At 69.7% G+C, this 15,511-nt stretch carries 14 protein-coding genes; 6 read left to right on the top strand and 8 right to left on the bottom strand.

Annotation, left to right across the window (positions count from 1 at the left end):
- The first annotated feature begins 35 nt into the window (after positions 1-35).
- Entirely contained in the window at positions 36-323 is a 288-nt protein-coding gene (locus ABD255_RS04260; protein WP_344209944.1) for a hypothetical protein, read from the top strand.
- Here the strand turns inward: ABD255_RS04260 and ABD255_RS04265 are convergent.
- Positions 320-1,150 carry a M55 family metallopeptidase gene (locus ABD255_RS04265; RefSeq protein ID WP_344209946.1) on the bottom strand — a complete coding sequence of 277 codons (831 nt, stop codon included), beginning with the start codon at positions 1,148-1,150 and terminating at the stop codon, positions 320-322. The genes ABD255_RS04260 and ABD255_RS04265 overlap by 4 nt on opposite strands.
- A 53-nt stretch (positions 1,151-1,203) precedes the next feature.
- Here ABD255_RS04265 and ABD255_RS04270 point away from each other — a divergent pair, with 53 nt between their 5' ends.
- The gene (locus ABD255_RS04270) at positions 1,204-1,998 is read left to right on the top strand and encodes a helix-turn-helix transcriptional regulator (protein WP_344209948.1); all 795 of its coding nucleotides are present in this window, start codon (positions 1,204-1,206) and stop codon (positions 1,996-1,998) included.
- On the opposite strand, the gene ABD255_RS04275 is transcribed toward ABD255_RS04270, so the two are convergent.
- From ABD255_RS04275 to ABD255_RS04305, 7 genes are all read right to left on the bottom strand, one after another.
- Complete coding sequence (locus ABD255_RS04275) at positions 1,988-2,215, bottom strand: SCO4848 family membrane protein (RefSeq protein WP_344209949.1); 228 nt, start codon at positions 2,213-2,215, stop codon at positions 1,988-1,990. The genes ABD255_RS04270 and ABD255_RS04275 overlap by 11 nt on opposite strands.
- 56 nt (positions 2,216-2,271) lie before the next feature.
- Positions 2,272-5,028, bottom strand: coding sequence for a helix-turn-helix transcriptional regulator (locus ABD255_RS04280; protein ID WP_344209950.1), 2,757 nt, complete (start codon positions 5,026-5,028; stop codon positions 2,272-2,274).
- A gap of 181 nt (positions 5,029-5,209) precedes the next feature.
- Positions 5,210-5,947, bottom strand: a complete 738-nt coding sequence (locus tag ABD255_RS04285; RefSeq protein WP_344209951.1) for a FadR/GntR family transcriptional regulator — start codon at positions 5,945-5,947, stop codon at positions 5,210-5,212.
- Between the two features lie 37 nt (positions 5,948-5,984).
- The gene (locus tag ABD255_RS04290) at positions 5,985-6,767 is read right to left on the bottom strand and encodes a 3-oxoacyl-ACP reductase (protein WP_344209954.1); all 783 of its coding nucleotides are present in this window, start codon (positions 6,765-6,767) and stop codon (positions 5,985-5,987) included.
- A 5-nt stretch (positions 6,768-6,772) separates the two neighbouring features.
- Complete coding sequence (locus ABD255_RS04295) at positions 6,773-8,125, bottom strand: aldehyde dehydrogenase family protein (RefSeq protein ID WP_344209956.1); 1,353 nt, start codon at positions 8,123-8,125, stop codon at positions 6,773-6,775.
- Positions 8,122-8,844, bottom strand: a complete 723-nt coding sequence (locus ABD255_RS04300) for a gamma-glutamyl-gamma-aminobutyrate hydrolase family protein (protein WP_344209959.1) — start codon at positions 8,842-8,844, stop codon at positions 8,122-8,124. Before ABD255_RS04300 ends, ABD255_RS04295 begins: the two co-directional genes overlap by 4 nt.
- The gene (locus tag ABD255_RS04305) at positions 8,825-10,186 is read right to left on the bottom strand and encodes a glutamine synthetase family protein (RefSeq protein WP_344209961.1); all 1,362 of its coding nucleotides are present in this window, start codon (positions 10,184-10,186) and stop codon (positions 8,825-8,827) included. The genes ABD255_RS04300 and ABD255_RS04305 overlap by 20 nt, the downstream gene beginning before the upstream one ends.
- A gap of 156 nt (positions 10,187-10,342) precedes the next feature.
- Here ABD255_RS04305 and eat point away from each other — a divergent pair, with 156 nt between their 5' ends.
- From eat to ABD255_RS04325, 4 genes are all read left to right on the top strand, one after another.
- The gene (gene eat / locus ABD255_RS04310; protein WP_344209963.1) at positions 10,343-11,782 is read left to right on the top strand and encodes an ethanolamine permease; all 1,440 of its coding nucleotides are present in this window, start codon (positions 10,343-10,345) and stop codon (positions 11,780-11,782) included.
- Positions 11,779-12,582 carry an LLM class flavin-dependent oxidoreductase gene (locus ABD255_RS04315; RefSeq protein WP_344209965.1) on the top strand — a complete coding sequence of 268 codons (804 nt, stop codon included), beginning with the start codon at positions 11,779-11,781 and terminating at the stop codon, positions 12,580-12,582. The genes eat and ABD255_RS04315 overlap by 4 nt, the downstream gene beginning before the upstream one ends.
- Before the next feature lie 91 nt (positions 12,583-12,673).
- The gene (locus ABD255_RS04320; RefSeq protein WP_344209967.1) at positions 12,674-13,003 is read left to right on the top strand and encodes a Pepco domain-containing protein; all 330 of its coding nucleotides are present in this window, start codon (positions 12,674-12,676) and stop codon (positions 13,001-13,003) included.
- The gene (locus ABD255_RS04325) at positions 13,000-15,411 is read left to right on the top strand and encodes an Hsp70 family protein (protein WP_344209969.1); all 2,412 of its coding nucleotides are present in this window, start codon (positions 13,000-13,002) and stop codon (positions 15,409-15,411) included. The genes ABD255_RS04320 and ABD255_RS04325 overlap by 4 nt, the downstream gene beginning before the upstream one ends.
- Positions 15,412-15,511 lie beyond the last annotated feature (100 nt).

Below are 15,511 nucleotides of genomic sequence, written 5' to 3' on the forward strand. Positions count from 1 at the left end.
GCGACACCCCGGCTCTCACCGTCATACTGACGTCCATGACCTGGACGGAACACCCGAAAGCCCGAGCTCTGGCCGCTGCGTACGTGCTCGGATTCCTCGCCTGGCTGGTCGGCGTCCTCTGGATTCTCTCCCTCCAGTTCACCGGCGGCACCGGGCCACAATTCGTCGGCGGCATCATCTTGTTCGCCGTCGGCCAGGCGCTCATCACCGCCATCGCCTTCACGCTGCGCGCCCGCTTCCGCGATTCCTTCTCCCAGGCCTGGCACCACCTGAGCCTCGGCCTGGGCCTCCCAGCCGCTGTCAAGCTGCTGCTTGCCCGCTAGCAGTACGGCGGGTTGGTGGTTACGGCGGTGGCTACTCGGAGGAAGAGGTTGAAGAGGCGGTAGAGGTCGGGCATGGGGGCGTCGACGGTGACTGTGCGGTCGTCGGTGCGGGTGACGCCGGGGATGGCCGGGAGGTGGTTGGCGACCGAGGCGTTCTGCCAGCGGACGGTGAGGCGGCGGGTCGTGCGGTTGACCGTCGGGGTCGGCCGGGTGGCGCGGAGCGCCTTGTGGGCGGTCGACTCGATGGCGGCACGCGCCTCGGCGACCGGGACGAGTTGGGCGGCGAAGCGGTCCTTGGCGTGCTTGACCGCGACCGTGGCGACCGTGGAGTCCCAGGCATTCATCTCGGCGCAGGCGGTGTCGTCGCCGGTGAGCAGCGCGACCGGTACGCCGTACGCGGCGGCGGCGTCGTGCAGGAGGCCGATCTCGCCGACCACCTGGTCGTCCAGCCAGATGTCCTCGATCTCGTGGCCCATGAAGCTGTGGCTGAGCACCCCGAGGACGCCGGCGCGGGCGTGGAAGCCGACGCACAGGACCACGTCGTACTCCGGGCCGAGGCCCTCGATCATCCCCATCGGCTTCGGGCGGCCCTTGATCAAGGTGGCGTGGGGATCGAGCAGGTCGGGCAGCAGGTTACGCATCGGGCCGTGGGCGTCGTTCACCAGGACCGTCGTCGCGCCGCCCAGGAAGGCCCCGCGGACGGCCGCGTTCACGTCCTCGGTCATCATCACCCGGCCGCGCTCGTAGTCGCGCCCAGGCGGCTGGACGTCCTCTGCGTCGACCAGTCCGGTGATGCCTTCCATGTCCGCGCTGATGTAGACCTTCAAGCCGCCCACCTCTCCCAGGGGATGATTCCGTCCCCGAGAGTATGTTCTGAGCTATGAGCGGCGGCGCGCAGGTGCGGGCCTGGCGACCCGGGATCGACGGGGTCGTGGAGGTGCTGCACGCCTATTTCCCGTCGCACGCCTACCCGAGCCACACGCACGACGCGTGGACCGTGCTGATCGTGGACGAGGGCGCGGTCCGGTACGACCTGGACCACCGCGAGCACGGTCTCGCCCAGGCGCAGGTCTCGCTGCTACCCCCAAACGTCCCGCACGACGGCCGCTCGGTCCACCCCGAAGGATTCCGCAAGCGGGTGCTCTACCTGGACCCGCAGAGGCTGGGCGGTGAAGGCCTGGTCGGCGCGGCGGTCGACCACCCGGAGTACGTCGACCCGGTACTGCGGCGCCGCCTCCACCAGTTGCACGGCGTACTCGTCGATGGGCGCGAGGACCTGGAGGCCCAGAGCCGGCTCACGCTGATCGAGGAGCGGCTGCAGCAGCATCTGCGCCGGCAGGTCACCGACCCGCCCGACCGTCGCGACGCCGGGGTGGCGGCGAAGCTACGAGAGGTGCTCGACGGGCATCTGCCGACTGGGATCACCCTCGACGAGGCGTCGAAGCTCGTGCACGCGCACCCGGCGCACCTGGTGCGGGCGTTCAGCCGGGAGTACGGGATGCCGCCGCATCGCTATTTGACCGGGCGGCGGGTCGACCTGGCCAGGCGGTTCCTGCTGGAGGGCAGGCCGCCCGCGGAGGTCGCCGGGCTGGCCGGCTTCTACGACCAGTCGCACCTGAACCGGCACTTCCGCAAGATGCTCGGCGTGACGCCGGCAGCCTTCGTCAGGCCTTGATCTTCTCCCTCTGGGACGCCTTGAAGGCGCGATACCCCCAGTTGCCGAGCAGCGCGGCGATGAACAGGTTCACCACGATCAGCACCGTGTGGGCGACGTAGTACCCGGTGGGGCGCCCGGAGGTGCCGGCCAGGTTCTTGATGAAGGTCACGTAGGTGACGACGTTCCAGACGGCGATGCCGATCAGGACCAGGGCGTGCTTTCGCTCGAGCTTCACCCAACCATTGTCCCTCGTGCCGCGTAGCGAGGGCGGGCCGCACCTCACTCGGACCGTCAGGAACTGCCGCGGTCGACCGTGCGCAGCAACTGGGTGCGGTTGGCCACGCCGAAGCGGCGGTACAGCCGGGTCAGCTGCGACTCGACCGCCTTGACGCTCAGGTAGAGCGCCGCCGCGATCTCGCGGTTGGTGGAGCCGTCGCGGACCATCGCGACGATCTGCAGCTCGTTGTCGGTCAGCTCCGACGGCTGCCGGCTCCGGCTCGGTACGTCGAGTCGCGCCAGCTCGGTCTCGGCCACCTCACGCCAGGCGGGTGCGCCGTACGCCTCGAACTGCTCGATCGCGTCCAGGAACGCGGTCCGCGCCACCGACCGGCGGCGGGCCTGCCTGGCCACCCGGCCGCGGGTCAGCTCACAGCGGGCCACATCCAGCGGGTAGACGTGGTCCCCCGCGGTACTGATCGTCTTCTCCAGCAGCTCCAACGCGGCGGCGGGATCGCCTTGCTTGGCGATCAGCAGCGCCTCGGACCGGGCCAGGCCAACCATCACGACGCCACGATCCAGCGTCTCGGCCCGCTCCCGGATCTCCGCGATCAGCGCCGCTGCATCGTCCAGCCGGCCGGCCGCGACCAGGGCTTCGGCATAGTCCGCGTGCCACGGGATCACCGCCGGGTCGAACGGCATGGCGGCCTCGACGGAGTCCGCGATCGCGTCGAACGCCTCCACCGCGCGCTGCGGATCACCGGTGAGCACGCCGACCAGGCCGAGGCTGGCCAGCGCCGGGCCGTTCCACTCGTCGTTGCCGACCAGCCGGACGCCTTCCAGTGCCGCCTCGGCCAGCTCGCGCGCCATCGTCGCGGTACCGCCGGCCCACTCCGCGCGGCAGGCGACCACCAGGCCGACCTCGGGCTCGTCACCCAGATCCTGCATCAACTGGTAGCACTCGTGCCCGGCCGCGACCGCCGCCGCACCATGCCCGCTGCGCTCGTAGATCGCCGTCGCCGACACCAGCACCGAGGCCAGCCAGCGAACCGCGCCACCGGCCCGTACTTCGTCGACCAGCGCGCTGATCGCCTCGATCGCCTCGCTGGTCCGGCCGCGGAACAGCTCGCGCATCGCGGCCATCTGCCGGGCGTTGACCACGGTCTTGGTGAGCGGCAGTCCCTGGGAGAGCTCGGCCGCCTGCTCCAGCAGCGCATCGGCGGTCTGCTCGCCGCCGCGGGCGATCTGCACCGAACTGGCCGCGCTCAGCGCGTCGACGACGCCCTCGATGTCGCCGCACTTGCGGGCGAGCCGCTCGGCCACCCGGGCGTCTTCCTGCGCGTCGTCGAGGCGGCGGTCGAAGTACGCGCTGTGGCTGCGCATGATCCGGACCCGTGCCTCCAGCCGGTCGTCTCCGTCGGCGGCGGCGAAGGCGTCAGCGAGTAGCTCCAGCCGCTGGTCCCGCTCGGGCCAGGCCGCGTCCACCAGGAGCAGCAGCGCCCCGACCTTGGTCTCCGGAGTCGTCGCAGCCTGTACTGCGAGGCGCGCCATCTCGGCGGATTCCACCAGGTGCCCGGCCGCGGCAGCAGCGTCCGCCGAGCTCGACAACCGCCTGGCCCGGTCGTCCTGCGCGTCCGTCGGAGTGCGCTCGGCAGCGAGCCGCCAGAGCGTCGCGGCCGCGCCGAGAGCTCCTCGCCCGCCTGCGACGATCGCTGCTTCCTCGATCGTCGCTGCCAGCTCTGAGTTGGCTTCCTGCGTCGCGAGCGCCCTGTGGGTGGCGTTCTCGACCGGCTCGTCCACCACGGCTGCCAGCTGGGCGTGTGCCTGCCGACGGGCCGCGGACGACGCCTCGGCGTACACGAACTCTCTGAGCAGCGGGTGCGTGAACCGCAGCCGCTCGGACGACACATCGATCAGCCCGAGTGCTTCCGCCTCGGTCAGCTCGGCGTCGAGAGAACGGTCCAGCGACTGCGCGAGCTGGCTGGTCGTGGGCCGCGGCGACGAGGCCGCGTGCAGCAGCAACTCGTACGTCGAAGGGCTGAGGTCGGCGAGCCGGTCTCCCAGCAGGGTCTTCAGGCGGCTCGACACCGGCAGCGGGTCGTTCGGCGAGACGCCCTGCGGGTGGCGCAGCACGGCTCGGCCGAGCTCCAGCGCCATGAACGGGTTGCCGGCGCTCGCGGTGAAGATCCGCCGGGCGGTACGCACCGGGAGCGGGCTGGAGAGCCGATTGCGGAGCAGAGCCAGTACGTCGGCCTCGGCCAGCGGTGGGACCTCCACCTGCAGCACCGGCTCGGGGCAGGCCTCGGCCATCAGCGGGAGATCGCCGTCGGCCACCTGCTCGGTGGCGAGCATGTGGACGCCTTCGGTCAGGCGGCGCGCGCAGAAGGTCAGCACTTCGAGACTGGACGGGTCGACCCACTGGATGTCGTCCACCACGAGCAGCACGGGCCCGGAGGCCGCCAGGCGACGCAGTACGTGCAGTACTGCGAGGCGCACCGCGAGCTCGTCCCGGACGGTGTCCGGCGCGCTCGCCTTGAGCAGGGCTACTTCCAGCGGCTGGCGGAGGTGGTCGGGCAGCACCTGCCAGGCGAGCTCGAGCTGGTTCGAGAGGAGGTCGAGGAGCGTGACATAGGGCAGGCCGGCCTCGCTCTGTGAGGGTGCGGCGCTCAGCACCCGGCAGCCCGCCCGGGTGCGTTCCGCGACCAGCGCACGGGCTGCGGCGGACTTGCCGACCCCGGTCGGGCCGTAGAGCAGCACGGAGCCACTGGTCTCGAGCTGCTTCTTGGCACGCTCGACCAGTCCGGCGCGCCCGACCAGCTCGTCGTCAGTCATCGATCCACATTCTCCCCGAAGGATTACATTCGCCGACATCACAGTCGAGTGCCAATGGACACGGCGAGTGTCACATATGGAGACCGCCCGGCCACCACCTCGTTACCTATCCGTTCATCCGGTACTGCGCTCACCCTTGCGCAATTCCGCGGCGTGTCGCCCAAAACGCGCCGAGAGGGGATCAGGTCAGAAAGGCCCGGAGCAGCGCCGCGGTGCCGGCCACATGTTCCTGCATCGCCCGGCGCGCCGTCGCCGGATCGGCGGCCAGAATCGCCTCGACGACGGCTTGGTGCTGCTCGTCGGAGTGGACGATGTTGCGTTCGAGCAGCGGGATGGCGTCGAGCAGCGCGTTCAGCCGCATCCGGACGTCGGCCACCGCCGAGGTGAGCGAGGGAGATCCGCTGGCCTCGGCGATGGCCAGATGCAGGCGCGAGTCCATCCGCCGGTAGTCGGCGAGCTTGGCACCGGCCGTGTCGGCGAGCCGGCTGCCCAGGTGGTCCCGCTCCTCGTCGCTCAGGTCGCGGGACGCGGCGGCCTCGGCCGCGCCGACCTCCAGCGCGGCGCGGAGGACGAGGGCGTCCTCGAGGCCGCTGCCGAGCTCCCGGGCCAGCCGCTTGGGCGCGACCCGGCGGGGTTTGGGGAGCCGGTCGTTGACGAACGTCCCGCCGTACCGGCCGCGGCGGGACTCGACGTACCCGGATTCGGTCAGGGCGCGGATCGCCTCCCGGAGGGTGACCCGGGAGACGCTCAGCCGGGCGGCCAGGTCGCGCTCGGACGGCAGCCGGTCGCCGGGCGCGACCACCCCGAGCTTGATTGCCTGGAGCAACCGTTCGACGGTCTCCTCGAACGGGTTGCCGGCCCGCACCGGGCGGAACAGGGCGTCGTCGGCCCGGGCCGCCGGGTCGGCGTGCTCGCTCACCTGCCACCTTCTCCCCGTGGTCGTCTGCTCAGGGTAGCTACAGCGGCGTCACGTACGCGCCGGAGATGCCACCGTCGACCAGGAACGTGTTGGCGGTGATGAACGACGAGTCGTCGGAGGCCAGGAAGGCGACCGCCGCGGCGATCTCCTCCGGCTCGCCGAAGCGCCCGACCGGGACGTGCACCATCCGGCGCTGGGCCCGCTCCGGGTCGGAGGCGAACAGCTCCTTCAGCAACGGCGTGTTCACCGGTCCCGGGCACAGCGCGTTCACCCGGATGCCCTCGCGGGCGAACTCGACGCCGAGCTCCCGGCTCATCGCGAGCACGCCGCCCTTCGACGCGGAGTACGAGATCTGTGAGGTGGCGGCACCCATCAGGGCGACGAAGGAGGCGGTGTTGATGATCGAGCCCTTGCCCTGGCGCTGCATGTAGGGAATGGCCGCCTTGCAGCACAGGTAGACCGAGGTCAGGTTGACCTCCTGCACCTTGCGCCAGGCGTCCAGCCCGGTGTCGAGGATCGACGCGTCCTCGGGCGGCGAGATGCCCGCGTTGTTGAAGGCGATGTCGACCGAGCCGAAGGTGTCGTAGGCCTGCCGGAAGAGGTTCTCGACCTCGGTCTGGTTCGTCACGTCGGTGGCCACGAACAGGCCGCCGACCTCGTCCGCGGCCGCCTTGCCGGCCGCCGGGTCGAGATCGCCGATGACGACCTTCGCGCCCTCGCCGGCCAGCCGCCGGACGCTGGCCAGGCCGATCCCGCTCGCCCCGCCGGTCACCACCGCGACGCGGCCCTCCAGCCGGTGCGCCTTGTAGTCGTCTGCCATCTCAGTCAGTCCTCCGTGGAAATGAAGATGTTCTTGGTCTCGGTGAACGCGTCCAGCGCGTCCGGGCCGAGCTCGCGACCGAGCCCGGACTGCTTGTAGCCGCCGAACGGCGTCGAGTACCGCACCGACGAGTGCGAGTTGACCGACAGGTTCCCGGCCTCGACCCCGCGCGACACCCGCAGCGCCCGGCCGACGTCGCGGGTCCAGATCGAGCCGGACAGCCCGTACTCCGTGTCGTTCGCGATCCGCACCGCGTCCGCCTCGTCCTCGAACGGGACCACCGCGACCACCGGCCCGAAGATCTCGTCCCGTACCGCGGGCGAATCCGCCGCCGGGGTGAGCACCGTCGGCGGGAACCAGAACCCGGGACCGTCCGGCGCGGTACCGGTGAAGGCGACGTCGTGCTCGGTGTAGGCCGCGACCCGCTCGCGCTGCTTGGCCGAGATCAGCGGACCCATCTCGGTCGCGGGATCCGACGGATCGCCCACCCTGAAGGACTTCACCGCCGGCTCGAGCAACTCCAGGAAGGTGTCGTACGCCGACCGCTCGACCAGGATCCGCGACCGCGCGCAACAGTCCTGCCCGGCGTTGTCGAACACCCCGTACGGCGCCTGGGCGGCCGCCTTGGCCAGGTCCGAGTCCGCGAAGACGATGTTCGCGGACTTGCCGCCGAGCTCGAGCGTCACCCGCTTCACCTGGTCCGCGCAGCCGGCCATGATCTGCTTGCCGACCCCGGTGGACCCGGTGAACACGACCTTCCGTACCGCGGGATGCGTCACGAACCGCTGTCCCACCACGGTCCCCGCGCCCGGCACGATCTCCAGCACGCCCGGCGGCAGTCCCGCCTCCAGCGCCAGCTCGCCCAGGCGGATCGCGGTCAGCGGGGTGAGCTCGGCGGGCTTCAGGACGACCGTGTTCCCCGCCGCCAGTGCGGGCGCGAACCCCCAGCCGGCGATCGGCATCGGGAAGTTCCACGGCACGATGATGCCGACCACGCCGAGCGGCTCGTGGAAGGTGACATTGATGCCCCCGGCAACAGGTATCTGCTTGCCGAACAACCGCTCGGGCGCTGCCGAGTAGTAGGTCAGCACGTCCCGGACGTTGCCCGCCTCCCACTTCGCGTTGCCGATCGTGTGCCCGGCGTTCTCCACCTCCAGCGCCGCCAGGTTGTCGAGGTCGGCGTCGACCGCGTCCGCGAAACGCCGCAACAGCCGGCCGCGGTCGGCAGGAGTCACCTCACGCCAGGTCTCGAAGGCCGCAGCGGCTCGGGCGATCGCCTGGTCGGTGTCCTCGACGGAGGCCAGTTGGAGGCTGCGAACCACCTTCTCCGTCGCGGGATTCAGTACGTCGTACGTCACGGAGTCGTCCTCCTTGTCGATGCGGCCACCAGGGCCGTGAACAACCTAAGGTCCTCAGGGTCCTCTTCCGGGTGCCACTGAACGCCCAATGCGAAGTCGTGGCCGGCCACCTCGGCGGCCTCGACGGTTCCGTCGCCCGCCCGCGCGGTCACCTGCAGGCCGGGCGCGACCACGGCGATGGCCTGGTGGTGGTAACAGTGCACGGTGGTGCGGTCGCCGAACAGCTTCCCGGTGAGCGTGTCCGGCTCGACCTTCACGTCGGTCTGGCCGAACACCGCGGGCGACGGCCGATGCTCGTCGTGCCCGACCGCGTCCGGCAGATGCTGTTGCAGGGTCCCGCCGAGCGTGACGTTGAGCATCTGCAGCCCCCGGCAGATCGCCAGCAGCGGAACATCCTGGTCGAGCGCCGCCCGGATCAGGATCGCCTCGTGCTCGTCCCGCCCGGGCCGGGTGTCCACCGTCTCCGGATGCGCAGCGGCGCCGTACGAACCGGGGTCGACGTCGCACCCGCCGGCGATGATCAGGCCGTCGAGGATGTCCAGCACGGCCGGGTCCGTCCCGACCGGCGGCAGCAGCAGCGGTACGCCACCGGCCGCCGCCACGGCGTCGAGGTACACCCGCGGCAGCAGCGACGCGTCCCGCTCCCAGACTCCCCAGATCGTCGGCTCCAGATACGTGGTGATGCCGATTCTCGGCCGCCTAGAGTCGCTCGAAACCACGGATCCGCTCCCAGTCGGTGACGGCGGCGTTGTAGGCGTCCAACTCCACCCGGGCCGCGTTGAGGTAGTGGTCCACCACCTCGTCGCCGAAGGCCTCGCGGGCGATCTTCGAGCCGCCGAACAACGCCGACGCCTCCTGCAGCGTGGTCGGCACGTGCGGCTTGTCCGAGGTGTAGGCGTTGCCCTCGAGCATCGGTTCCAGTTCGAGTTCGTTCTCGATGCCGTGCAGGCCGGACGCGATCAGCGCCGCGACCGCGAGGTACGGGTTCACGTCGCCGCCGGGCAGCCGGTTCTCCACCCGCAGCGACTCGCCGTGGCCGACCACTCGCAGCGCGCAGGTGCGGTTGTCCAGCCCCCAGGCGACGGCTGTCGGCGCGAAGCTGCCGGGCACGAACCGCTTGTAGGAGTTGATGTTCGGCGCGAGCAGGTAGGTGAACTCCTCCAGGCAGGCCAACTGCCCGGCGATGAACTGCTCCATCAACTCGGAGAACCCGTACTGCCGGTCGCCCGCGAGCACGGCCTCGCCGCCGTCGGAGCGGAAGCTCAGGTGGATGTGGCAGGAGTTGCCCTCGCGCTCGTCGAACTTCGCCATGAAGGTGAGGCTCTTGCCGTGCTTGACCGCGATCTCCTTGGCCCCGGTCTTGTAGATCGAGTGGTTGTCGCAGGTCACCAGCGCCTCGGCGTACCGGAACGCGATCTCCTGCTGGCCGAGGTTGCACTCGCCCTTGGCGGACTCGACGTACAGGCCGGCGCCTTCCATCGAGTTGCGGATGTCGCGCAGCAGCGGCTCGATCCGGGCGGTGCCGAGCAGGGAGTAGTCGACGTTGTACTGGTTGGCCGGGTCGAGGCCCTTGTAGCTCTTGGACCAGGCCTGCTCGAAGGTGTCGTTGAAGACGATGAACTCGAGCTCCGTCCCGACGTACGCCTTCAGGCCGCGCTCGGCCAGCCGGTCCAGCTGGGCCCTGAGGATCTGCCGCGGCGACGCGGGCATCGGGCTGCCGTCGAGCCACTGGACGTCGCAGAGCACCAGCGCGGTGCCCTCGTGCCAGGGCAGCAGCCGCAGGGTGTCCAGGTCGGGCGCCATCAGCAGGTCGCCGTAGCCGCGCTCCCAGGACGACATCTCGTAGCCGTCGACGGTGTTCATGTCGACGTCGACCGCGAGCAGGTAGTTGCAGCCCTCGGTGCCGTGCCGCAGCACCTCCTCGATGAAGTACCTGGCACCGCAGCGCTTGCCCTGCAGCCGTCCCTGCATGTCGGTGATCGCGACCAGCACGGTGTCGATCCGGCCCGCCCCGACCTGGTCCCGGAGTTCCTGCACGGTCAGCTTGCCGGTGTTCGCCACGGTCGCTCCCGGAGGTTCTATTGGTCTGCGGTCAGTCCATTGACGCAAGTGGGCGGCCCGATGTCAATCCGGCCGTTCCCTTGACAGCGGGCCGCCGCGCGAGGAACCTCGTGGCCATTCCTAGTGGTATGGACGTAGACCATTGGAGGCCCAGCGATGAGCCGGAAGAACGCCCGTGTCGACTACCAGCAGGTCGGCAAGGAGTATCTGGAACAGCGGCAGCTGAAGCGGGGCGCGGCCGGCTGGGTGCTGCTGGCCGGGCTCGGCGTCGCCTACGTCATCTCCGGCGACTTCGCCGGCTGGAACTTCGGCCTCGCCGAGGGCGGCTGGGGCGGTCTGCTGATCGCGACCGTGCTGATGGCGACGATGTACACCTGCATGGTGTTCGGCCTGGCCGAACTGGCCTCCGCGATCCCGGTGGCCGGCGCGGGGTACGGGTTCGCCCGGCGCGCGCTGGGTCCACTCGGCGGATTCGCGACCGGGACGGCGATCCTGATCGAGTACGCGATCGCGCCGGCCGCCATCGCGACCTTCATCGGCGGCTACATCGAGGCGCTCGGGCTGTTCGGGCTGACCTCCAGCTGGCCGGTCTACCTGGCCTGCTACGTGATCTTCATCGGCATCCACCTGTACGGCGTCGGCGAGGCGCTGCGGCTGACGCTCGCGATCACCGCGATCGCCGTGGTCGCGCTGGTCGTCTTCGTGATCGCGATGATCCCGAAGTTCGACGCGGACAAGCTGTTCGACATCGTGCCGAACACGGCCGCCGGGGCGAGCGACTTCATCCCGTTCGGGTACGCCGGCGTACTGGCCGCGCTGGTCTACGGCATCTGGTTCTTCCTCGCGGTGGAAGGCGTCCCGCTGGCCGCCGAGGAGGCTCGCGATCCGCGGAAGGACATGCCGCGCGGAATTATCACCGCGATGGGCATCCTGCTCGTGTTCGCCGCCCTGATGCTCGTCTTCACGGCCGGCGGCGCCGGCTCCTCGGTGATCGCGGAGTCCGACAATCCCCTCCCACTGGCCTTGCGTACCGCGTTCGGCGGTGACACGTGGGTCGCCGACTTCGTCAACTACGTCGGCCTGGCCGGGCTCGTGGCGAGCTTCTTCTCCATCGTCTACGCGTACTCCCGGCAACTGTTCGCCTTGTCCCGTGCGGGCTACCTGCCACGCTTCCTGTCGGTCACGGGCAAGCGCAAGACGCCGTACCTGGCGCTGACCGTTCCCGGCCTGATCGGTTTCCTGCTGGCCGCCATCACCCAGGACGGCGCGCTGCTGATCAACATCGCGGTCTTCGGCGCCACCGTGTCGTACGTGCTGATGATGCTGGCCCACATTGTGCTCCGAGTCCGCGAGCCCGGACTGGAACGCCCCTATCGGACTCCTGGCGGCATGGTCACGACCGGCATCGCTCTCGCCCTCGCCTGCATGGCCGTGGTCGCCACCTTCATCGTCGACGAACTCGCCGCCGCCATCACCGCCGGCATCTTCGTGGTCGCCCTCGCCTACTTCTGGTTCTACAGCCGGCACCACCTGGTCGCGTCCGCTCCCGAAGAGGAGTTCGCCGCGATCCAGCAGGCCGAGTCCGAACTGTCGTGAAGGCCGCGCTCTGGGTGCCGCTCTTCGACGAACTGGCCGACCCCGCGGTCGCGGTACAGCTGGCCGTGGAGGCGGAGGAGGTGGGCTGGGACGCGTTCTTCGTCTGGGACCACGTGAACTGGCGCGAGCCGGTCCAGGCGGTGGCGGACCCCTGGATCGTGCTCGCGGCGGTCGCGGTCCGGACGTCGGCCTTGCGGATCGGCACGATGGTGACGCCGATCGCCCGCCGCCGCCCGGTCAAGCTCGCGCGGGAGACCGCGACGCTCGACCAACTGAGCGGCGGGCGCCTGACGCTCGGCGTCGGCCTGGGCAGCGATCGCTTCGGCCGCGAGTTCTCCGCCACCGGCGACCAGACCGACGACCGCGTCCGCGCTCAACTGATGGACGAGTCACTGGCCGTTCTGACCGCTGCGTGGTCCGGCGAGCCCGTTGATCACCACGGCACTCACCACACCGTCGACAATCTCCGCTTCCTGCCCCGGCCCGCCCAGCGCCCTGGCGTTCCCGTCTGGGCCGCCGGGTTCCCGGGCAACCTCAAGCCGCTACGGCGCGCCGCGCGGTACGACGGGTTCTTCCCGGTCAACCTGACCCATTGGGACCAGGTGGCCGAGATCGCCGGCACGCTCGCGGAGATCGGCACCAAAGACTCCTTCGACCTCGTGGTCGCGCTGGAGCCCGGCACCGACCCCATACCGTACGAGGCGGCAGGCGCGACCTGGTGGCTGACGGATTTCGATCCGGAAGCGCTACGGCTCGACGAGGTGCGTGGGGTCCTACGAGCCGGGCCGTCGATCAACTGACGTCGTCCGGACGCTCCACGGGAGCCCTGCCCCTGCTTGAATGACTGAAGCGGCCAGGGCCGGTGAAGGCGACCGAAGGGTGGAGCTGGGGATGGACGATCTCGGATCTGTTGAACTCGTGTACGCCGACCGGGAGCTGGACCCCGACGCCAAGGTCTTCGGCCGCCGGGACCCGGTGCTCAAGGTGACCGAGGTCAACGCCGACCGGCTGGCCGACAGCGTCGCCCGGTTGAGCCGCACCATGGACCAGGTGTTCGACCGGATCCGGTCCACGAACGGACCGTACGAGCTCGAGAGCTTCGAGGTATCGGCCGAGTTCACCGGATCCGGCGAGGTCCGGCTGATCGGCTCGGTCGGGCTGGAGGTGACCGGCGGAGTACGGCTGACCTTCAAGAAGAAGGACAGCAGCACCACGCCATGAACCTCGCCGTCGTCGTCGGCTGCGCCACCTACGAGCACCCGATCCCGTCACTGCGCTTCGCCTCCGCCGATGCCCGCCGGATGGCGGACACGCTGCGCACCACCTGCGGGTTGCAGGACGACGAAATCCTCCTGCTGAGCGAGGATGCCGAGGACCTGCGCTCCCGTCCGACGTTCACCAACGTACTGCGCACGCTGTCCCGGGCAAGGCAGTACGGCCGGACCGCCAACCTGGACACCTTGTTCTTCTTCTTCAGCGGCCACGGCTACCACTCGGTCGAGGACGGGAGCGAGTACCTGCTGCTCGGAGACTCGGTGGCCGAGGACCTCGAGCGCACCGCGCTCGCCGTCCAGACCGTCATCGCCCGGCTCCAGGAGTGGGGCCCGCGCCATCTCGTCCTGCTCGTGGACGCCTGCCGTGAAGCCGTCGGCGAGAGCAAGGGCGGGGCTGAGGACGAGGTGCCGGGGGTCGACGTCAACAAGCTCCTCCCTACCGGGAACATCATCTTCAGCTCGTGTTCGCCCGGGCAGCGGTCCTACGAACACCAGGCGATCGGGAGCGGGATCTTCACCGCGGCGCTGTGCGAGGGGCTCAGCGACCGCGGCCGATGCCGCACTCTGCACGATCTGAACTCCTTCGTGCAGCGTCGCGTCCCGGAGCTCTGCAAGCTCTACGGCAAACCGCGACAGGACCCCGTCGCGAGACTCGAGCCGGCCGAGGTGCTCGCCCTGGAGATCGTGTCCCAAACCAAGCGTAGCGAGTGGCGGACGTCCCTGAGCGTAGGCATCGAACGACGGGCGGGCCGGGTTCCTCCGGCTCCGATCCGGGGGCTGAGGCCGAAACTGGCGCTCGATTTCGGCACCAGCACCACCCTCGCCGCACTGCTCGACTCGCAGGGGCGGATGCACGCCGTTCCCGCCGCCGACGGGCGGCCCTTCGTCCCGTCGGTCGTCAACTTCGACACGGACTGGGACTACGTGGTCGGTGGCGAAGCCCTCGAACTGGACCGGCTGCGTCCGGAGGGGACCGTCTGGTACCCGAAGCGCGGCCTCGGTTCGCCGCTCGGCTTCACCGTCCACGACAAGAGCCTGACCGCCGAGTTCGTCTGCAGCCTGATCGTGCGCTCGGCGGTGAAGAACGCGGAGGAGTTCCTGGGCGAACCGGTCCGGGGCGTCATCGCGTCCTATCCCGCCAGTTTCAGCATCGCCCAGACCAATGCGTTGCAGCAGGTTCTCGACCTCGCCGGACTCGAGGTGATGCGGCTGGTCCCCGAACCCTCGGCCAGCGGGATGATCGGTCCGGAGGGCTCTCCGTACGTCCTCGAGGACATGCTGATCGTCGACATCGGTGGCGGAACACTCGATGTGGCCGTCTACGAGAACGCCGAGGGTGTGACGGAGGTCAAGGCGACCCATGGCGACGGTCGGCTGGGAGGGATCGACTACGACGAGGCTCTCGAGAAACTGCTCCTGCGGCGCGTCGAGGCACAACTGGGGTCCGCGCCGCTCTCCCCCTTTGTGCGCAACCAGGTCAAGCGGGAGGCGATGCGGGCCAAGCATGTGCTGTCGGCCCGCGAGTCCTGTGAGGTCATCATCTCCGACGTCGAAGGTGAGGGCGGGACCTATCACGACCTCCAGTTCCAGGTGGACCGGGCGGCGTTCGAAACGGCGGTCAGGCACCTCGATCTTCGGGTCTCCGAATCGATCATGGCTGTGATGCGGGAGAGGCTCCTGCGTTCGCGGGTGCCCGACACGATTCCGTCCGACCACGACGTCATCAGCGCTCTGCGCGGACTCAAACATGTGATGCTCTGTGGCCAGGCGAGCCGACTGCCGAGTCTCGTCCGCGCCATCTCGTCCGTCACGCCGGCTCCGCTCATCACCAGCTACCAGAACGACGCTGTTCTGCAAGGGCTCGCGGCGCAGGCCGGGGTTCTCGAGGGACTGCGGACAGACCAGCTGCTGCTGGACACGATCCAGCAAGGTATCGGCGTTCTGGTCGAGTCCGACCCCGGGACCGAGGGCACGCTCCCGCGGCTGGCTCGGACCGACGAGGCCAACACCGTTGTGCTCGATCTCCTCCGTAAGGGAACAACGGTCCCGACGAGGCGCTCGGAGCGCGTGGAGCTGGGCGGCCATCAGCCCGACGTCACCTACCGGCTGCGGCTGGTGGAGCTGAAGTCTCCGTGGTCGTCGATGGGATTCACACCCCTCGGCGTCGTCGAGTTCAAGTGTCCGTCCCCTGCCGTCGAGGTCGTCTGCGACGTAGACGCCAACAGCACGATGGTCCTGCACCTGAGAGACACTCCGGGCCGATGGGAGCGGCGGCTGCTCCTCAACCGCACGAGCGGGAACGGGCTGGAATCGATCGTCGATCAACGACTGACCGGAACCCTGGACGAGATCTGACGGCGCCTCGGCGCAGTACTGCCTTGGAACGTTTCGGACAGTGATCGGCTTCTCACTTACCGCGATGGCGCTCAAAATCGGCTGACCCGGCCGCACCGCC

It is taken from the genome of Kribbella sancticallisti (assembly GCF_039530625.1).
GTDB lineage: Bacteria > Actinomycetota > Actinomycetes > Propionibacteriales > Kribbellaceae > Kribbella > Kribbella sancticallisti.